Origin of the sequence: Acidiphilium sp. 20-67-58 (assembly GCF_002255515.1) — a bacterium.
GTDB lineage: Bacteria > Pseudomonadota > Alphaproteobacteria > Acetobacterales > Acetobacteraceae > Acidiphilium.
In genome coordinates, this window is record NZ_NCAS01000042.1 from 1 (window position 1) to 17806 (window position 17806).

General features: G+C 62.4%; 19 protein-coding genes and 1 pseudogene. 10 read left to right on the forward strand and 10 right to left on the reverse strand.

Annotated features, from left to right (window positions below; genetic code table 11):
- Positions 1 to 99 precede the first annotated feature (99 nt).
- Entirely contained in the window at positions 100 to 2961 is a 2862-nt protein-coding gene (locus B7Z76_RS13675; RefSeq protein WP_291344585.1) for a Tn3 family transposase, read from the forward strand.
- 113 nt (positions 2962 to 3074) lie between these two features.
- Here the strand turns inward: B7Z76_RS13675 and B7Z76_RS13680 are convergent, their stop codons facing one another.
- Complete coding sequence (locus B7Z76_RS13680) at positions 3075 to 3335, reverse strand: hypothetical protein (RefSeq protein WP_291344587.1); 261 nt, start codon at positions 3333 to 3335, stop codon at positions 3075 to 3077.
- The gene (locus B7Z76_RS13685; protein ID WP_291344589.1) at positions 3332 to 3985 is read right to left on the reverse strand and encodes a ParA family protein; all 654 of its coding nucleotides are present in this window, start codon (positions 3983 to 3985) and stop codon (positions 3332 to 3334) included. Before B7Z76_RS13685 ends, B7Z76_RS13680 begins: the two co-directional genes overlap by 4 nt.
- Positions 3986 to 4161: 176 nt before the next feature.
- Here B7Z76_RS13685 and B7Z76_RS13690 point away from each other — a divergent pair, with 176 nt between their 5' ends.
- Entirely contained in the window at positions 4162 to 4410 is a 249-nt protein-coding gene (locus tag B7Z76_RS13690; protein WP_291344591.1) for a type II toxin-antitoxin system ParD family antitoxin, read from the forward strand.
- Positions 4407 to 4745 (forward strand): type II toxin-antitoxin system RelE/ParE family toxin, encoded by a 339-nt coding sequence (locus B7Z76_RS13695; RefSeq protein WP_291344592.1) that lies wholly within the window; start codon positions 4407 to 4409, stop codon positions 4743 to 4745. Before B7Z76_RS13690 ends, B7Z76_RS13695 begins: the two co-directional genes overlap by 4 nt.
- Before the next feature lie 16 nt (positions 4746 to 4761).
- Here B7Z76_RS13695 and B7Z76_RS13700 read toward each other — a convergent pair whose 3' ends face one another.
- Complete coding sequence (locus B7Z76_RS13700) at positions 4762 to 5811, reverse strand: replication initiator protein A (RefSeq protein ID WP_291344594.1); 1050 nt, start codon at positions 5809 to 5811, stop codon at positions 4762 to 4764.
- A 797-nt stretch (positions 5812 to 6608) separates the two neighbouring features.
- Between B7Z76_RS13700 and B7Z76_RS13705 the strand changes: the two genes are divergently transcribed.
- Together B7Z76_RS13705 and B7Z76_RS13710 are read left to right on the forward strand one after the other, a co-directional pair.
- The gene (locus B7Z76_RS13705; protein WP_291344596.1) at positions 6609 to 7058 is read left to right on the forward strand and encodes a putative toxin-antitoxin system toxin component, PIN family; all 450 of its coding nucleotides are present in this window, start codon (positions 6609 to 6611) and stop codon (positions 7056 to 7058) included.
- Positions 7055 to 7315, forward strand: a complete 261-nt coding sequence (locus B7Z76_RS13710) for a hypothetical protein (protein WP_291344597.1) — start codon at positions 7055 to 7057, stop codon at positions 7313 to 7315. Before B7Z76_RS13705 ends, B7Z76_RS13710 begins: the two co-directional genes overlap by 4 nt.
- Before the next feature lie 6 nt (positions 7316 to 7321).
- Here the strand turns inward: B7Z76_RS13710 and B7Z76_RS13715 are convergent, their stop codons facing one another.
- On the reverse strand, positions 7322 to 7630 hold the full coding sequence (locus B7Z76_RS13715) for a mobilization protein (protein ID WP_291344599.1): 309 nt from the start codon (positions 7628 to 7630) through the stop codon (positions 7322 to 7324).
- Entirely contained in the window at positions 7611 to 7889 is a 279-nt protein-coding gene (locus tag B7Z76_RS13720; protein ID WP_291344601.1) for a cysteine-rich CWC family protein, read from the reverse strand. Before B7Z76_RS13720 ends, B7Z76_RS13715 begins: the two co-directional genes overlap by 20 nt.
- A 158-nt stretch (positions 7890 to 8047) precedes the next feature.
- Here B7Z76_RS13720 and traA point away from each other — a divergent pair, with 158 nt between their 5' ends.
- Together traA and B7Z76_RS13730 are read left to right on the forward strand one after the other, a co-directional pair.
- Positions 8048 to 10864: a Ti-type conjugative transfer relaxase TraA gene (gene traA / locus B7Z76_RS13725; protein ID WP_291344603.1), complete on the forward strand. Its 2817-nt coding sequence runs from the start codon at positions 8048 to 8050 to the stop codon at positions 10862 to 10864.
- Positions 10861 to 11475 (forward strand): hypothetical protein, encoded by a 615-nt coding sequence (locus B7Z76_RS13730; RefSeq protein ID WP_291344605.1) that lies wholly within the window; start codon positions 10861 to 10863, stop codon positions 11473 to 11475. Before traA ends, B7Z76_RS13730 begins: the two co-directional genes overlap by 4 nt.
- A 203-nt stretch (positions 11476 to 11678) precedes the next feature.
- Here B7Z76_RS13730 and B7Z76_RS13735 read toward each other — a convergent pair whose 3' ends face one another.
- The 3 genes from B7Z76_RS13735 to B7Z76_RS13745 are packed head-to-tail and all read right to left on the reverse strand — an operon-like array spanning position 11679 to position 14164.
- Positions 11679 to 12131: a hypothetical protein gene (locus tag B7Z76_RS13735; protein WP_291344607.1), complete on the reverse strand. Its 453-nt coding sequence runs from the start codon at positions 12129 to 12131 to the stop codon at positions 11679 to 11681.
- Between the two features lie 60 nt (positions 12132 to 12191).
- The gene (locus B7Z76_RS13740) at positions 12192 to 13436 is read right to left on the reverse strand and encodes an MFS transporter (RefSeq protein ID WP_291344609.1); all 1245 of its coding nucleotides are present in this window, start codon (positions 13434 to 13436) and stop codon (positions 12192 to 12194) included.
- Positions 13433 to 14164, reverse strand: coding sequence for an MBL fold metallo-hydrolase (locus tag B7Z76_RS13745; protein WP_291344610.1), 732 nt, complete (start codon positions 14162 to 14164; stop codon positions 13433 to 13435). Before B7Z76_RS13745 ends, B7Z76_RS13740 begins: the two co-directional genes overlap by 4 nt.
- Positions 14165 to 14249: 85 nt before the next feature.
- Between B7Z76_RS13745 and B7Z76_RS13750 the strand changes: the two genes are divergently transcribed.
- Positions 14250 to 14915 (forward strand): metalloregulator ArsR/SmtB family transcription factor, encoded by a 666-nt coding sequence (locus B7Z76_RS13750; protein WP_291344612.1) that lies wholly within the window; start codon positions 14250 to 14252, stop codon positions 14913 to 14915.
- Between the two features lie 38 nt (positions 14916 to 14953).
- Here B7Z76_RS13750 and B7Z76_RS13755 read toward each other — a convergent pair whose 3' ends face one another.
- Complete coding sequence (locus B7Z76_RS13755; RefSeq protein WP_291344618.1) at positions 14954 to 15358, reverse strand: hypothetical protein; 405 nt, start codon at positions 15356 to 15358, stop codon at positions 14954 to 14956.
- Here B7Z76_RS13755 and B7Z76_RS13760 point away from each other — a divergent pair.
- Positions 15296 to 15481: pseudogene (locus B7Z76_RS13760) on the forward strand (multicopper oxidase domain-containing protein); the annotation flags it as partial. The gene B7Z76_RS13755 and the pseudogene B7Z76_RS13760 overlap by 63 nt on opposite strands.
- A gap of 30 nt (positions 15482 to 15511) precedes the next feature.
- The gene (locus B7Z76_RS13765) at positions 15512 to 16642 is read left to right on the forward strand and encodes a multicopper oxidase family protein (RefSeq protein WP_291344616.1); all 1131 of its coding nucleotides are present in this window, start codon (positions 15512 to 15514) and stop codon (positions 16640 to 16642) included.
- 68 nt (positions 16643 to 16710) lie between these two features.
- Here B7Z76_RS13765 and B7Z76_RS13770 read toward each other — a convergent pair.
- A partial coding sequence (locus tag B7Z76_RS13770) for a cation-translocating P-type ATPase (RefSeq protein ID WP_291344614.1) occupies positions 16711 to 17806 on the reverse strand: 1096 nt, incomplete at its 5' end.

Consider the following 17806-nt stretch of genomic DNA (forward strand, 5'->3'; position numbering starts at 1 on the left):
CATGTCTCGCCGCTCGGATGGGAACACATCAATCTCACCGGAGAATATCGCTGGCCAAAACCTTAGCGTAGGATTTCGCCCCCTCCCGCAAACGACCCCATGAGGCGTATCAGCTCAAAGCGCCGGGCCAGCAATCGGTTGGGATTTGCCGTCCAACTCTGTGCCCTCCGCTTTCCAGGACGCGCACTCGCCCCGTCAGATTTAGCGCCGGCCGCCATGCTTGACTTTGTCGCCGTCCAGCTCGGGGTGAAGGCTCATCTGTTCGAGGATTACGCCCATCGCGCGGAAACTCGCCGCGAGCATCTGCTTGAACTGCAAGATTACCTCAAAATGCACAGTTTCCGCCTGACAGACTGGCGAACCAGCCTGCAAGCCGGAACCGCCGCGGCATGGGCCACCGACCGTGGCGAGCCAATCGTCTCGGCAATCCTTACCCACCTGCGCGCCGCCAATGTGCTTCTTCCAGCGGCGGCCGTGCTGGAGCGGATTGCGCTGACCGCGCGCGTTCGCGCCCGCAGGCGGGCATTTCAGACGCTGGTTGAGGACCTGACCGATGCGGACCGCCTGGCGCTTGATGGCCTGCTCAACGTCGATCCGGCGATTCGCCGGTCCCGGTTCACCTGGCTGCGAGATTGTCCGGAATCGCCAGCACCATCGAATATGGTGGTCCTTCTTGATCGGCTTGAATACGTGCGCGGCCTTGGATCGCACCGGGAACGAACAACGCGCATTCATCCCTCACGATTGCAGCGCCTGGTCGAGGAGGGCGCCGTCATGACGTCGCAGCATATCGCCGATTTTGAACCCGTTCGACGCACTGCGGTTCTGGTGGCTCAGGTAGCGGCATGGGAAGTCCGGATCGCCGACGCCACTCTTGCCATGTTCGAGAAATATATCGGGTCCTTATTCACCAAAGCCCGTAACCGGGACGAGCGCCGCTTTCAGGCAACCAAACGCGATGTTGCCAAGACCCTCCTACTATTTCGTCAGACCATCGCGGCTTTGAAACAAGCCCAGCAAAGCGGAGAAGACGGGCTCGCCGTGGTCGAACGTGAAATCGGCATGAAGCGTCTCGATGGCGCACTGCCCATTATTGAATCGGTAGCGGAAACCGCCGATCAAGAAATCCTCGTAACCGCAGCTGAGCGTTATGCTGTCCTACGACGATTTACCCCACGCTTCTTGGAGGCATTTCAGTTCCGGTCGAACATCTCCGACGATCCTGTCCTGGCCGCGATCGAACTGATCAAAGCGATAAATCGTGACGGCAGTAGAACTCTACCACGGCGAGCGCCAATTTCCTTTCTGCCCCCAAAGTGGCGGCGGCTCATTTTCTCCAAGGGGCAGGCAGATCGGCGCCTCTATGAAGTCGCGGTCATGGCCACGCTGCGGGACCGCCTACGGGGCAGCAATATCTGGGTCGCGGGTAGCCGTGATTGGCGCGCTTTTGAGGAATATTTGCTGCCGCCGGAGATCTCAGTCGCCACCAATATAGGCGGTGAAGATAATCCGGAACGCTATATCAAAGAACGCGCCCGCGCCTTGCACGAACGATTGACCTTTGTGGCAAGGTGCGCCGAGCAGGGTGACCTTGATGGCGTCGAAATCGAAGAAGGCAAAATCTACATCGCCCGCGCCAAACCGAACGTTCCCGAGGAAGCTCGGATACTTGCTACCCGGCTTTACAGCACGCTCCCGCGGGTCCGAATCACCGAGATGCTGGCCGATGTCGATGCATGGACGGGCTTTACAGATTGCTTCACGCATCTGCGTACGGGCAATCCGGCGGCCGATAAACCCGCGGTTCTTGCTGCGCTGCTGGCCGATGGCACCAACCTCGGACTTTCCCGGATGGCTGATGCCTCAAGCGGCCTGAGCTATCACCACCTGGTCAACGTCGCCCAATGGCATATCACCGACGATAATTATCTCGCGGGTCGCGCCGCGATCATCAACACCCAGCATCAGTTGCCGATGGCCGCGATCTGGGATGACGGGACAACGTCGTCATCGGACGGGCAATATTTTCGAGCTGGCGGCCGTGCTGGAGGTGGCGGCGCGGTCAACGCGAAATACGGCATCGATCCGGGCTTCGTTCTCTACACCCATGTGTCCGGCCGCTATAGCCCCTTCCATACTCGCGTTATCGCCGCAACCGTGAGCGAAGCACCCTATGTCCTCGATGGCTTGCTCCACCACGTTCATCAGACCGATTTACGCATCGCCGAGCATTATACCGACACCGCCGGCGCCACGGATCACGTGTTCGGTCTCTGCCATCTGCTGGGATTTCGGTTTGCGCCGAGGATCAAGGATTTAAAAGATCGCAAGCTATATTCTATCGAAAAGCCGAGCAAATACCCGCTGATCGAACCTCTGATTGGCGAAACGATCGACCCGGCCACTATCCTCAGCCAATGGCCGGAACTGATGCGCCTCAAAGCATCAATCCACGCCGGTGTCGTCCTACCATCCGTGATTTTGCGGAAGCTGGCCGCTGCAGGCCCCGGAAACGCGCTGTCCCGCGCGCTGCGCGCACTCGGCCGGGTCGAACGCACGCTTTTTTCCTTGCAGTGGCTTTCCGATCCGGAACTCCGCCAGCGTAGCCACGCCGGCCTCAACAAAGGCGAGGCCAGCAACTCCCTGCGAAGGGCGGTGTTCTTCCATCGGCAGGGTGAAATCCGCGACCGCACCTTCGAAAATCAAAGTTTTCGGGCATCCGGACTGAGCCTAATAACGGCGGCGATCATCCTTTGGAACACGGTTTACCTTGATCGCGCCGTCCAGCATCTGCGCGCCCGAGGGGTTGATATCCCAGATCACCTTCTCGCTCATGTCGCCCCCCTCGGCTGGGAGCATATTGCCCTCACCGGCGATTACGTCTGGACGACTCCAAAATCCCAGGATGTCTACCGTCCCCTGCGCGATGTTCGGTTTACGTTCTCAGCCCAGGCGGCTTAGCGTACGATTTTGAACAAATCGTGCGGTGACCCCCTGTCCGCGGGCCGCCTGCAAGGAACTATCAGTTTACATCGTTATTCCGGGCCTTGATCGACAACGCGCATTGCATGCAATCATGCTCGGTTGTTTTGCGTCTTGTATGCTTTCCACATTTTTAGGAAGAGCTGTTTCTTCGCGCCATGCGTGAAGCCAAACTCTCGGCCTGCCGTCTCGCTGAATTCAGCGAAGACGCTGGCCGGAATTCTCACCTGCAGCGGTCGCAGCGCTTCCGCCTCATCGCTCCGCCCGTTCTCCGCGAACACGTCCGGAGCATCGTCTGCAGGGGGCGGCGTCCCCTTCCCTCTCTTCAACTTCGCAAAGTCCGTTGCCATCACGCGACCTGCCTTTCCTGAAGCTCCGCCATCTTGTCGATCACACTTTGCGCGAGCGCTGCGGCGCGGCTGTTAAGCGTGCGGAATGAGGTTTCGGTGATCGCCTTCCCTATGTCAGAGGCCGAGCCGTAGGCCGTCGAAACCGGCACATCACCGTCGAGCACCGCGTAACCCGCATCGGCCAGATATTGCCGCGCCGCCTGGTTCTCGCGCTCGCTGCCCGTTGTCTTGAACATGGCGAAAGCGATCTTCTCAGCCGCAATCCCCTTCTTGCGCAGGCTGTGCGCCAGAACAACACCAGGATGCAGATCATCGACCGTCTGCCCCGAAGGGATCACCACGAGGTCTGCTGCCTGTGCAATCTCAAGCGTCTGGTCCGAGGCGTTCGGCTTGCCATCCAGAATCAGGGCATCGAAGCGAGCCGCGTCTTCGAGCGCCGTCTTCACGGTGGCGAAGCTCTGCACCTGAAGCTCTGGCATCACGCCATTCTCGGCGCGCCGCCCGGCCCAATTCGTGCAGGTCTGCTGCTGCGTGTCGAGGTCCGCGATCTTCGCGCTCATGCCACCGGAGACGAACTCCCGCGCCATCATCCGGGCGAGGGTGGACTTACCGACCCCGCCTTTCTGGGACACCATCCCGATTATGTAGGTCATGGTGCACTGCTCCTCATGCTCTTGTTTTTATACATGCTAGCATGGTTCGATGCTCGGCGCGATGCATGTTTTGCGATTTTCCACAAAGCATAGAAGCATCATTGCATGCAATGCGCTCCGCAAGAATTGGCAATTTTTGCCAATCTATGTCATATTTACCTGATGGAGGTGAGGACATGGCAACCATGAATGTTTCCCTGCCCGATCCCATGAAAGAGTGGGTCGAGCAGCAGACCAGAGGCGGGCGCTACAGCAACGCCAGCGACTATGTGCGCGACCTGATCCGCAGGGACCAGGATCGGACGGCGAAGGTCGCCGCCATGCAGCAGCTCGTAAGCGAGGGGTTGGAAAGCGGAAAGGGCACGCGCAGCATAGATGAGCTTCGCGAAGCGGCGCGCGCGCGGATCGACCACCCCGAACCATGACCTTCCGCCTGACCCGCAAGGCGGAAGAGGACATCATCGACATCTACATCCGGGGAGCCCGAACATTCGGACCCGCTCAGGCCGATGCCTACCATCGCAAGCTCGAAGAGACGTTCCGGCTTCTGGCGGAGTTTCCGCAGGTCGCCCGCGAGCGCACCGAGATTAGCCCGCCGGTGCGCGTCCACCTCTGTGGCGCGCACATCATCGTCTATAGGGCTGATGCAGACGGCAATGTGCTCATTATCCGCATGCGCCACAGCCGCGAGGATTGGATCAGCAACCCGTCCGGCGTGGCGGAAGAGCAGGGGTCTCCGCCGGAAGAAGAACAAGCATGATTGCATGAAAGGCGCGTTAGCGCGGGTAGGGGCCGCGCTTCTTGCAGAAGCCGAGGAAGTGTGCGTCAGGAGCCTTGACGACGATGCCCTTGTCGAGAACCCATGAGCGCCACTCGCTTTCCAGCACATGTATGTCCCATCCGGGCGCGAACTGCCTAGCCTTGTCGTAGCTGTCCGGGTCGATCCGCAGGCTCGCCGAGGAAGAGAGGGGCATCTGCACCGCCTCCTTCTTCGGGCGAACGATGAGAAGCTCGTCATCGAGGGTCAGGGCGTAATCCGGCATGTAGTCGTGCCGCGCGTCGTCTTCGATAATCTTGCCGACCAGGCGCTTGAACTCCTTGGGAGATGAGCCCGAGCCGCACTTCTCGCGCAGCGTATCGAGTCCAATCCGCCACTCCTGCTGCTGCCCGCAATGCTTGCGGGCGAGATCGTACAGGCGGCGTTCGAGCGGCTTGCGCAGGAAAAAGTACCGCCGGTTCAGCGTCAGGACGTGGTTGTTTTCAATGGCGTCGAACACCCAATCCGACAGGGTAATCTCGACATCGAGCATCCGCCCGTCGCGCGTCTCGCGCACGATCTCGGCGGAGTCGATCAGCCCGAACACCTTGAAGTACTCCTTGCCACCCTGACGTAAATTCGTCTCGATCTGCGTTCCCTGTAGCCGCCGCAGGGAATCCTTCAGGAGATCGTAGCCCCGTCCCGAGGTCTGCCGGTTGGTGGCGACCAGCAGATCGTGCGCCTTGAAGCGCAAGGTACGTGCGACTTTCCGGCCCTCGTTCAGCGCCCCCATGCACTGGCTGATGCAGTAGATCAGCACATCGCGGTCGTGGACCGTGGCGAGACCGTAGCGCGAGGGCGAAATCGCGATCCAGTTGCCGCCGCGCTCGTAACGGCGGGGGCGCATGTCTGGCTTGGTCGAGAGCGAGAAAACCGGGTGCTCCATCGAGGACATGTCGCCCTTGGGGACCGCATCAACGATGTCGCAGACGAACAGGTCGCGCTGCGGATGCCGGTCGGGCAGAAGAGGCGAGCGCTCATTCGTCACTTCGCCCACCTGCGGACCCAAAGAGATTCGTCATATCAAACACCATGTCGCATCATCGTCACTTCACACACCAGAGGTCAAGATTTGGTATTTCGCACACCGACTCACCTTGTGGATAAGTCGCGAAAAGGATTCGTCACTTCACACACCAAGATTCGTCACTTCACACACCGAAATTCGTCACTTTGCACACCAAAGGGCGCCGCTTGGCGCATTTTTCTTCATGTTGTTCAAAGGGTTAAGGATTTTACGGAATCCCGTAACTCAAGACTCTAACTAATTTAACTCTCTCTCTGTGGTCCGGGCTTCTTCATGCTTGCATGCAATGCGCCGTAGAGCGCTATGCGTAAGGCTCGCCACGCACGCCCTTGGGAATGTCCCGTGGATTGTCGAATTAGGTGGAGCGCCGTTCCCTGCCTTGAGCCTGTAGGCTCGGATGGTCGAATCCACGAGAAAGGCAACGCCATGAAGAGAGAATACAATACCACACGCGGCAAGGTCGGTGCCTGGCGCGGACGCTCGGTTACACCTCGCGGCCTACGGCTCTCGCACACGCTCGATCCGCGCCTTCAGGTCCAGGATTAGGCTGGTTGCATAAAAAGTGCATAGGGGCCGAGGGGCGCCAGTAAATGGCCCAGGACACCCGTAGAGGCCGGTTCGGCCATGGGTGAGGGGGGGAAACAAGGAAGAGAGGCTTTTGGCCCTCCTGCGGCTTCCTATGGGCTCCAGAAGAGATCTTTGTCCCCTTACTTGCCAAGTCACGAGATGCATGATCGCTTTCTACCTTGCGTATGATATCGTATGTGATATCATATCGGATGATCGTTGCCGATGCCAATGTTCTCCTGAGTGCGTGTCGTTCCCGCCGTGGCGCGTCCCATGCCGTGCTTCGGGGGATGTTGACTGGTGAAGTGTCGTTCGCAGTCTCGCCGGCTGTGGTCCTGGAGTACGAGAGCGTTCTGAAGCGGCCCGGAATCCTCGGTGAACCACCTTGGATCAGGCCCGAGCAGATCGAGACGATCCTCGATGCCTTATGCGCGTCGGGGAAACTCGTCGAGCCATGGTTTCATTTTCGGTCGTTTCTCGATGATCCCAAGGACGACACGTATATCGATTGCGCCTTGGCCGGGGGAGCATCCGTTATCCTGTCGCGAGACAGGCATTTTCAGCATCCCGCCGTGGAGGCGTTCGGTTTGCGCGTACTGACAGCCGGCGATTTCCTGCACCAGCGGCGATCGGCAAAGTCGAACCGTAGGAGATCACCATGAGCGGATTTGCATTGAGAGTTCCCGACCACATTCTTGCGCAAGCCAAAGCGGCAGCGGTTGAGGAACATGTGTCCGTCAACCAGCTTCTCGTGGCTTTAATCGCGGAGGGGCTGGGCCATCGGCGGGGTTTGCGCGACTTGCAGAAGCGCGCCGCGCGAGCGGATGTGGCGGCAGCCCTGCACATTCTCGATGAAGCCCCTGACGTCCCCCCGGATGAGGGGGACGAATTGTCGGAAGCGAGAACAGATCACCGCTGAGTGATATTAAGCCTCGGCTTTCCTCGGTTCTGGAATTGTTGCCGGTGCATCGGTTTTACCGTTCAGCAGGTCGGCGAAGAGAGCCTTGTCGTCTTCGCGGCTCAGGAAACCTGGGAGTTCGCGTCGGAGCCAGTTGGCGAGGCGTTCGGAGAATTCGGCATCGCCGTTGTGTTCGAGACGGTCAAGCACGAGCGCGCCGATGAGGATTTTGCGGCGGGTGTCTCTGGCACGATCCTGCCGTGCCAGCCGTGCCTTGAGAGTTTTGGCACGAGCCTCAAGCTGGGCGATTTGCTGTTCAATGGGTTTGCGAGCCATGGGTTTCCTCGGTTCTGTCGTGATCGGCGGCAGCGATGGTTCGACGTATCTTGTCCTGCATCTCCCGCAGGCAATTCGGACAGACGCAATGCGCTGCGTCATCCGCCGGCATCGGCATGACGACCGGCAGTGTGGTGCACCAGCAACTGCCATCATGCTGGCAGATCATCGGCGCTCGGCAACGTGGACAAATCGATTGCATTGATCGGAATATCGCCGGTTCTTGCTGAAACTTCCAGTATCCTGTCTGTTCGGTCATCCATATCTGAACAGAATGTGCTGTAATCCTCAACGTATCAGGCACGGAACATCTCGCAAACTGGACGCTATCGATCACTTCAAGCAAAACTAAGTGAAGCTTTAAGTGCGCACTTACGAGTTGCTGCGCAACTCAGTGCGAAGTAAGGTGGTTGTGGAATGGCGATCTATCACCTGAGCATGAAACCGATGTCGAGGACTTCCGGGCGTAGCGCGGTGGCCGCTGCGGCGTATCGGGCAGCCGCGACGCTGGAAAACGCCCGCGACGGGATAGTGCATGATTTCTCTCGGCGTTCAGGCGTTGAGCATGCCGAGATCGTCCTGCCGAAAGGTGCGGATGCCGAATGGGCGAGGGATCGTTCTGCATTGTGGAATGCGGCCGAGGCATCCGAGAAACGCAAGGATGCCCGTGTCGCCCGGGAAATCGAGGTTGCGCTCCCGCATGAGCTATCGGGGGAACAGCGGCTTGAGCTGACGCGGGAGTTCGCCCAGAGCCTCGCCGACCGATATGGCGTGGCGGTGGATTTTGCGATCCACAGCCCGCACGGCCATACCGATGTGCGGAACCATCATGCGCATATCATGATGACCACCCGCAAGATCGGGGCGGACGGTTTAGGCGACAAGTCTAAACTGGAACTGGAGAACAAGCGCCTGGTGGCGCTGGGGTTGCCGACATCGCATGAGCAGCTTCGGGACATCCGTATCGGCTGGGAAGAACGGACGAACGAGCATCTGGCGCGGGCCGGTCTGGAACTGCGGATCGACCATCGCTCGCACCAGGAGCGCGGGCTGGAGATCGAGCCGACGCAGCATGTCGGGGTGCATGCGACGCAGATGGAGCGGCGCGGCAAGGATGTGTCGCGGGTTCGGATCGATGAGGATGCCGCGAAGCGCAACGCCGCGCTGATCCGGGAGCGGCCGGATCAGGTTCTGACGCTCATCACGGGCGAGAAGAGTGTATTCGACCGGCATGACGTGGCGCGCACGCTGCATCGCTATATCGGCGAGGCGGATGCGTTCCAGGCGGCCTTTGCCACGGTCATGGCTTCGCCAGCCCTGGTGGAATTGCAGGAAGAGCAGCGCGACGATCGCGGGCGGGTGATCGAGCGGGCGCGCTATTCGACGCGGGAAATGGTCGGCATCGAGCGCGATATGGCGATCAGCGCCGATCGCATGGCGGATGACCGGGGCGGTCTGCCGGGGCGTGGGTTCGGTGTTGCTGGCCGGCGCGTGGAGGCGGCGATTGCGGCGCAGGAGCGTGGCGGCATCGTCCTGGCCGACGAGCAGCGGGCGGCGATCGAACATGTCACAGGGCCGGGGCGGATCGCGGCCGTGGTGGGGCTGGCCGGGGCGGGCAAGAGCACGATGTTCGCGGCGGCCCGCGCGGTATGGGAGGCCGAGGGGTATCGCGTTCATGGTGCGGCGCTGGCCGGCAAGGCGGCGGAGGGGCTGGAAGAGTCGGCCGGCATTGCGTCCCGCACGCTGGCCTCGTGGGAGAGAGGCTGGGAGCGCGGGTTCGACCGCCTCGGGCCGCGCGACGTGTTGGTGATCGACGAGGCCGGGATGGTCGGCTCGAAACAGCTTTCGCGGTTCATCCAGGAGGCGGACCGGGCCGGAGCGAAAATCGTGCTGGTGGGGGATCCCGAGCAGTTGCAGCCGATCGGTCCGGGGGCGGCGTTCCGCGCCGTGGCGGAGCGTGTCGGCTTTGTGGAGCTGGAAGAAATCCGCCGGCAGCGCGAGGACTGGCAGCGGGCGGCGTCGGTGGATCTGGGCCGGCACCGGACGGAGGAGGGTTTGCGCGCCTATGCCGAGCGCGATGCTGTCCGGCTGGAAGAGTCGGCCGAGCACGCGCGGGATGCGATTGTGCGGGATGTGCTGGCCGATATGGAGGCGCGGCCGGACGGTTCGCGCCTGGTGCTGGCGCATCGCAACGCGGATGTGCGGGACCTCAACGAGGCGATCCGGACGGTTCGGCGCGAGCGGGGCGAGCTGGCGGACGAACGGGTTTATCGCACGGCCGAGGGCGAGCGCGCCTTTGCGCCGGGCGACCGGGTGCTGTTCCGCGAGAACAACCGCGAGCTGGGCGTGAAGAACGGGATGCTGGGGACCGTGGAGCTTGTGTCTGGTCCCGATGAGCTGGACGGGCAGCGGTTGGTGGTGCGGCTGGATTCTTCCTCCGGGCCTGGGCGGGGTCGGGCCGTATCGATCTCGATGGCCGACTACGCGGCGGTGGACCACGGCTATGCCACCACCATTCACAAGGCGCAGGGGGCGACGGTGGATCGGGCCTATGTGCTGGCCTCGGGGACGATGGACCGGCACCTGACCTATGTGGCGATGACCCGGCACCGGGACGGGGTGACGCTCTATGCCGATCGGGAGGAATTCAGCAACGTGGCCGCCCTGTCGGCGCGGCTATCGCGCTCCCAGGCGAAGGAAACCACGCTCGACTATGACCGGGCTGCCTATGCCAGTCGGCGGGGGATCGAGACGCCGCCACGGGAGGCGGTGGCAGCGCGCGAGATCGCGGCGGGACGGGCCGGGTTCCGGGAGCGTTACGAGGCGCACCGGCAGCAGCGGATGGAAGAAGCCGCCCGAGACAGGCAGGCGCATGGGCTGGTGCGGGAATGGACGCGGCTGTCGGAGGCATACAACAAGGCGTTGCCGGCGCTGGCGGCTGATCCGGCTCTGGTCGGTGGGGCGCGGGCGGAGCTGCTGGGGTTTGAGCAGATGTTGGATCGTCATTCCGAAGCGGCGCGGGTTCTGCGCGCGCGAGGCCGTGACTTTGGGGTCAAGGATGGATCTGCACTGGCGCGTGTGCTGGCGTCGCCAGACGCCGGGCGGGCCATTGGCCGGCTGATTGAAGGCGCGGAGGAGCGGATGCGCGATCATCTGGCGCGTGAAGCCGAGCGGGCGGCCGTCCGGAAGCAGCAGGAAAGATCCGTGTCGCGGGGTCGGGGGATGTCGATGTGAGTAGCGCGGAGGATCATCTCTACGGGCTGATGGAGATTGCCGAGCAGCAGCAGGCGGTAGTGCAGCGCGTGCTCACCGGGCTGGCAGAGGAGCGGGCGGCGCTCGCTCAGGAGCGGCAGAAACTGGCGGAGGAAGCCTCGAGCCTCGAAGAGCGGGTGCGCGAGGCGGTCAGCGCCGCGATGGCCGCGGCGCTGGAGCAGATGGGCAAGGAAGGTGTCGCAACGGTCCGGGAAGCGACCAAGCCGATGCTGGAGGATCTTGCCGGGCTGGCGGGTGGCATGGCGGTTGCGGAGGAGGCGCTGCGCCGGATCGTGGCCTGGGCAAGCTGGCGGCTGCTGGGGTGGATCGTGGCACTGACCGTCGGGCTGATGCTGTTCGGCTGGCTGAGCAGCACGGCCGTGATCTGGTGGGACCGCACTACGGTCAGTCAGCTACGGGGCGAAATCGCCATGTTGCAGGCCAATCACGCCGCCTGGGTAAAGGCGGGAATGCTCGACAAGATCACACGATGCGGGCCAAGCGGGCGCCCTTGCGTCGCCATCAACCAAAGCGCCGGGAAATTTGGCTTCCCAGGCGGGCCGAATGATCTGCGCGTCCTCAAGGGGTATTAGGGGGGAGCCGACACGAAAATAGCCTTTACGGCCCTGGCTGAATATCGTGTCCTCGGCAAAACCTCAGGGTCGAATTCTGGCACATCCGCACCCCATCGCTCGGTCCTCGCAATGCCGGCTTTCACATTGCTGGCAATTTAGCAGAAAAAGGGAAATGCCGCCGCGGGGAGGGGGGCGTACCGGCGGGTCAGCATGAAGGCTGATCAGACGGGCAAGGCTGTCTCATGCCAGACGGTTCGCAGGGCGATATCGGTTTCTGGCTTCGAACAGAATGAGCAATCCGGCACGCGGGAGTGCGTTCGTCTCATGCGGGCGCCAGGCGGCGACCAGGGGCTGGTAAACAGATAGTTGCGGCCATCCGCGAACCGCGCACCGGCTTCGACGCGCGCGAGTTCAAGGGCAAGCAAAGCGCCGGCAAGATTTGACACGAAGGCGAAGGGCGCCAGAACCTGCTCGCCGGCCGCCGTGAGAAGCGTCTGCTGAGCGCACAATTGCTTGTAGAGGCTATCGAACGCCATGCCGGTCAGCGCTGATGCGTCGAGGCCCGGATGCCGCGCGGCGATATTGGCGGCCACGTTCGCGTCGATGAGATCACCCGCGAGAACAACGTCGAGCGCGATACCTAACCCTTCTGGGGTAGCGACACGGAAGTGCATTTTACGTACGGCACACGTGAACACACGCAGAACTGATATGTTGGGCTTTGCCGTGTGACGTTATTTCCGAGGGAGAGCCCGCATGAGCCAGACGCCGGACGCGGCCACGAGGATCGCCGTGATCCAGAGCGTCGGAAGGGTTGTCTGGGCAAACTGCGCGATGAGGCCGAGCAACAGGGCACCGAGCGCGTAGCCGGTGTCGCGCCAGTAGCGGTAGGTCCCGAGAGCCTTGCCGCGGATCAGTGGCGCCGCCTGGTCGGACATCGCCGCGATCAGGTTGGGGTAGAGCAGCGCCATGCCGATGCCCATGATCACGGCAGCCGGCAGCCAGAGCACCGCGTTGTCCCCTACCGCGGTGAGTGCAATGCCCGCCGCGAGAAGATAGAACCCTGCGATCACCGGGGTCCGCCTGCCGATCCGATCACCCAGATGGCCGGTCCAGAGCTGCGAGAAGCCCCACACCATGGCGTAGGTGCCTGTCAACCAGCCGATTTCGACCAGCCTGGCGCCGTGTGATTTGAAAAACAGCGGGAACATTACCCAGACCAGCGTGTCGGCGATCTTGTTGACGATGCCGCCCTGGCAGATCGCCCGGCCGACCCGGTTGCGGAAAGAGATGCGGACGAAGATCGCGCGTAGCGTGAGCGTATGATCCTGCGATGCGTCAGCACCGGCCTCGGCATGTTCAACCTTGACCCAGGCGAGCGTATCACGGACCCGGGTGATCGTGGCGAAGGCCAGAACAATCGTGGCCATACCGAAAACCAGCAAGGCATCGCGCGCGCCGACCGCCTCGGCAAGCAGGGCAGCGCAGGCGCCAGCGAGGCCGACGGCCACATATCCCGTGGCCTCGTTGATGCCGACGGCCAGCCCGCGCTGGTGGCTGCCGGCGAGATCGATCTGGCTGGTCACCGTCATCGTCCACGTGAAACCCTGGCTGATCCCGAGAAAGATGTTGGCGATGACGATCCACCACCAACTGGGTGCCGCCCAGATCAGCAGCGGGATGGGAATGGCTGCGATCCAGCCGGCGATGAGGACAGGTTTGCGGCCGAACCGGTCGGCAAGCCCGCCGGCGACAAGGTTGAGCGCACCCTTCACCAGGCCGAAGGAGAGAACGAAGCTCGCGAGGAAAAGAAAGGCACCGGGAGCAACGCCGAACTCATGCGCGAGGGTCGGCAGGACCGCTCGCTCCATACCGATGACAAGACCGACGAAGAAGACCTGCAGCGCCTGCAGGGTGAACTGGCCGCGATTGGCCGTGATGCCGCGAATATGAACCGAGGCGTTCGCCTGTGTGGTCACGCGGTGAAGCCCGAATTCCAGGCGCGCAGTTCGGCCGCCCCCTCGGGCGCGGGCGGAATGTTCTCGAGCATGAAGGCGACGAAGCGGTCGGCATCGCCGATGAGAAAGGCGGGATTGTACCGCCGCTCGAAGCCGATGGTGGATACCGGCTTGCCGGAGAGCCCCCGGCCGCAGACCGAGCCGGCCAGAGCACCGGGCAGCACCTCGATATGGTCGGGTAACGCCTTGAGCCGAACAAGGCTGGTGAACAGATCGCGCGCGCCGCGCGCGGCGTCGGTCGCAAGCTCGGTCCGGCCGACATCACCCACCATGAGCGTGTGGCCGCCGAGCACGCTCCATGGCTCATCCGCGCGGGTGCGGTCGGTCACCGTGAGGCAGAGATGCTCCGGCGTGTGGCCGGGCGTGTGCAGCACCTCGAGCACGACATTGCCGAGTTCGAGCCGTTCGCCGTCAGCGAGGCGGCGGCACGCATAGCCGACCTCGGCGGATTCGTGGATGGCGTATTCGGCACCGGCCGCCTCTGCCAGCGCGCGGCCGGCGGAGCGATGATCGGCATGCAGATGCGTGTCGATCACAAGGCGGATCGGCGTCGCCGAGGCCGATGCGGCCTGCAGATAAGGCTCAATCGGAAACAGCGGGTCGACGACCACGCCCGCCCCCTTGCCGACACAGCCGAGCAGATAGGAAGCCGCCGTGGGGTCGGTGTGCAGGAACTGTCGGAGGATCATGGGTTTGGCTCCTGGCTGACGCGGCGATCTTGTTGCCAACGCGCTATCACGTTATCATTCGCGATATTGATTGAATGAGTCAGTGATGAAGTCAAGCAGTGGTCCAAAGCAACAGATTTTCAGCCATCTCGCCGAGATCGCAGCGGCACTTGCGCATCCGCACAGGATCGAAATTCTCGAACTGATCGCCCAGGGCGAGCGTAGCGTGGAGGATCTTGCCGAACGGATCGGCCTCTCACTCTCGAACACGTCCCGCCACCTGCAGGTCTTGCGCCGTGCCCGCCTTGCGGCGCCGCGGAGGGAGGGCAAGAACATGTTCTATAGCCTGGTCTCCGAGACCGAGGTGGTGACGTTGCTGGGCAGCCTGGGTCGAGTGGGCGAGCGGAACATCGCGGAAATCGACCAGGTGGTGCAGGCGTATTTCCGGGCGCGGGACGCGCTTGAGCCCGTATCCCGCCTAGTCCTGCTTGAACGCCTGCGCGAGGGCAGCGTGACGCTGCTCGATGTCCGGCCGCCGGAAGAATTTGCTCAAGGGCATCTGCCTGGGGCGCTCAATGTCACCCTTGATCACCTCGACGCGATGCTGGACAGTCTTGCCGCGCGCTCGCCGATCGTTGCCTATTGCCGTGGGCCATACTGCGTTCTCTCCTTCGAGGCGGTGGCGCGTCTTCGCACACGTGGCATCGAGGCGATGCGGCTGGAGGAGGGCTATCCCGAGTGGAGGGCGGCGGGTCTTCCTGTCGAGACTTGAGCGTCAGAGCGCGCATATGCGGCGTGGGAGCGGCCTTTTCACAGGACAGCATGCCGCCATATGCGGATCGAGAGCGCAGAAGTTGGCGGCACATAGCGGCAATGCCTTGTCAGCTTTTTCTTTTGCTTTTGTTTGGTCCGAGGTTCGGACAAGCCATTTCCGCTGATCACTATCGCACGCAGAAGAGGATGCAAGAATGCCAATGATATCCCGCCGCGGGCCTGACCCTGGCTGCGGCCGGCGCGACTGGCGTTCGTGCCGCCACGGCCGCCCGTACTGGGCAGCGCCTTGTCGCCGGAACGCGCAGCCTCGATGTGAATGGACGCGCAGCGAGGGTATTCCGGCTCACCGACCAGGATGGCCGCCCAGGCCTCTCTTTGGTGCCAGGTGAGCAGTTTCAGGTCGAACTCTCCAACCGAACCACGGATCACACCATCATCCATTGGCACGGCCAGCTACCCCCCTGGACACAGGACGGCTTTCCATGGCCGCAGACCCCACCGCTCGCCCCTGAAACGACGCGCGCCTACGATTATGCGCCGATCCCTGGAACCTACTGGATGCATTCGCACCAGGGCCTGCAGGAGCAAAGTCTCATGACGGCGCCGCTGATCGTCCAGGATGCCGCCGTTCTGGCCGAGGGGCGCCAAGAGGTCGTGATGATGCTGCATGATTTCAGCTTCACCGCGCCTGACGCGCTGTTGGCCAACTTAACTGGGCAGACGCGCTCGGCAACCCACGAAATGGCACGCGCGACGGAGAATGCCGCTCCAGCCTCGATGTCAGTCGGAACTAGCATGGGATCGATGCCGGGCATGAGCCATGCGGCATCTGGTAAGGCAGGGGGAGTGTCAATGGGCGCCGCTGCAGGGGCGATGGGCGGAATGGGCGCGGTGGGAGGGATGTCGATGGACCTGAACGACATCCATTACGACGCGTTTCTGGCCAATGACCGGACTCTGCGCGACCCCGAGGCCGTTCAGGTGGAGCGGTCGGGACGGGTCCGGCTCAGGATCATCAACGCGGCCTCGTCAAGCCAGTTCTGGATCGACCTCGGCGCCTTGACCGGCAGGGTGGTTGCGGCTGACGGTCATCCGGTGCTGCCGGTCCCCGGACATCGCTTTCCGCTGGCGATCGCGCAGCGGCTGGACATCTTAGTTGATCTGCCGACGGCCGGAGCATTCCCCGTTCTCGCGCGGCTGGAGGGATCGCGCCGGCGCACCGGTATCGTATTGGCGACACCCGGCGCGCGGGTTGGGCGGATCAAGGAAGTCGGGCTCGACCAGATGCAACCAGTCGACAATTCTCTGGAAACCCGGCTGACCGCCCGCACGCCGTTAACCCCCCGCAAGCCTGACCTCGTGCACCGGATCCTCCTCAAGGGCGGCATGAAGCCCTATTCGTGGTCGCTGAACGGGGAGTTCTGGCCGAACATCACACCGCTGATGCTCCGGAAGGGGCAGCGCGTGGAAATCGAGATGGTCAACCATTCCATGATGGCACACCCGATGCACCTGCATGGTCATGCGTTCCAAGTCATTGCCGTGAACGGCCGGTCGCTGAGCGGCGCGGTCCGGGACACCGTGCTAGTGACACCGATGATGGGCAGTGTGCGGATCGCCTTCGATGCCGACAACCCCGGGCGCTGGGCACTGCACTGCCACAATCTATATCATATGATGACGGGTATGATGACGGAGGTCCGCTACGACGGCATCGAGGTTTAATATAATCTGCGTGGCAACTGACTCGTTGCGGGACTCCCGATACGATGAAAACAGGATCTTGTTGCGCTTTACGTACTCTTGGTCGGCGAGGCACCAACCCCACCGACCGCGCCGAGAAAGATGCTGGCGTGACCATGCAGGGAATTGATAAAGATCAGTGTCACGCTGGCGGCCATGGCGATCATCGCCCAGACCGGATTGATCAAGCCGGTCGCGGCGAGCGGGATGCCGATGCCGTTGAAGCAGAAGGCGAGCGCCACGTTCTGCACCATCTTGCGGTAGCTGCGCGCGCTGATTGCCCGAGCCAGCGGCACAAGTGTCAATTCCGGCCGCATGATCACGATATCGGCGGCCTCGATCGCGATGTCGGTGCCGTTGCCCATGGCGATGCCGACATCCGCCTGCATCAGCGCTGGTGCATCGTTGATGCCGTCGCCGACCATGGCAACCTTGCCGTTGCGTTGCAGGTCGCGGATCGTCGCTGCCTTGTCCTGCGGCAACACCTCAGCAATCACCGTCTCGATTCCGGCCTCGGCAGCGATTTTTTTTGCGGCGGTCGCATTGTCACCCGTCAGCATGATGACGTTCACCCCCGCAGAACGCAGCGTGTCGATCGCCTTCCTGGCGTCCGGTTTGAGGCGATCACCGAGGGAAATCAGGCCAACGAGCGCCGCACCCTCGGCGGCGAGGATAACCGTGCATCCGGCCTCCTGCTCGGTCTGGATATCGGCCTCAATGGGTGAAAGATCGATTCCGCTCTCGCGGAGGAATGCCGGACTGCCGACCAGCAATTGTGCACCGTGGTGCCAGGCCGTGATGCCTTTGCCAGGCATTGCCTGAAATTCTGCAACTGCGGGCAGATCAAGGTCGCGGTCGAAGGCAGCGCTGACAAGCGCTTTTGCCAATGGGTGCTCGGAGGTAGCCTCGACTGCGGCAACCAGCCCGAGCAGGCTTGCCTCGTCATGGTGACCGACCGGCCGGATCACCTGGAGGACCGGTTTGCCTTCGGTTAGCGTGCCGGTTTTGTCAAATACCACGTGGTTGACCTGACGGAAGGTCTGGAAGGCTTCGCCGGTACGCATCAGGATCCCGCGGTCGGCGGCCTCGCCGGCGCCACGGACAATCGACAGCGGCGCCGAGATACCCATAGCGCAGGGATAGCCC

Coding starts and splice junctions, on each gene's coding strand:
- B7Z76_RS13765 (WP_291344616.1), top strand. CDS start 15,512: ATGACGGCGCCGCTGATCGTCCAGGATGCCGCCGTTCTGGCCGAGGGG.
- B7Z76_RS13750 (WP_291344612.1), top strand. CDS start 14,250: ATGAAGTCAAGCAGTGGTCCAAAGCAACAGATTTTCAGCCATCTCGCC.
- B7Z76_RS13755 (WP_291344618.1), bottom strand. CDS start 15,358: ATGGATGATGGTGTGATCCGTGGTTCGGTTGGAGAGTTCGACCTGAAA.
- B7Z76_RS13710 (WP_291344597.1), top strand. CDS start 7,055: ATGAGCGGATTTGCATTGAGAGTTCCCGACCACATTCTTGCGCAAGCC.
- B7Z76_RS13690 (WP_291344591.1), top strand. CDS start 4,162: ATGGCAACCATGAATGTTTCCCTGCCCGATCCCATGAAAGAGTGGGTC.
- B7Z76_RS13720 (WP_291344601.1), bottom strand. CDS start 7,889: ATGACCGAACAGACAGGATACTGGAAGTTTCAGCAAGAACCGGCGATA.
- B7Z76_RS13705 (WP_291344596.1), top strand. CDS start 6,609: ATGATCGTTGCCGATGCCAATGTTCTCCTGAGTGCGTGTCGTTCCCGC.
- B7Z76_RS13675 (WP_291344585.1), top strand. CDS start 100: ATGAGGCGTATCAGCTCAAAGCGCCGGGCCAGCAATCGGTTGGGATTT.
- B7Z76_RS13695 (WP_291344592.1), top strand. CDS start 4,407: ATGACCTTCCGCCTGACCCGCAAGGCGGAAGAGGACATCATCGACATC.
- B7Z76_RS13735 (WP_291344607.1), bottom strand. CDS start 12,131: ATGCACTTCCGTGTCGCTACCCCAGAAGGGTTAGGTATCGCGCTCGAC.
- traA (WP_291344603.1), top strand. CDS start 8,048: ATGGCGATCTATCACCTGAGCATGAAACCGATGTCGAGGACTTCCGGG.
- B7Z76_RS13745 (WP_291344610.1), bottom strand. CDS start 14,164: ATGATCCTCCGACAGTTCCTGCACACCGACCCCACGGCGGCTTCCTAT.
- B7Z76_RS13685 (WP_291344589.1), bottom strand. CDS start 3,985: ATGACCTACATAATCGGGATGGTGTCCCAGAAAGGCGGGGTCGGTAAG.
- B7Z76_RS13715 (WP_291344599.1), bottom strand. CDS start 7,630: ATGGCTCGCAAACCCATTGAACAGCAAATCGCCCAGCTTGAGGCTCGT.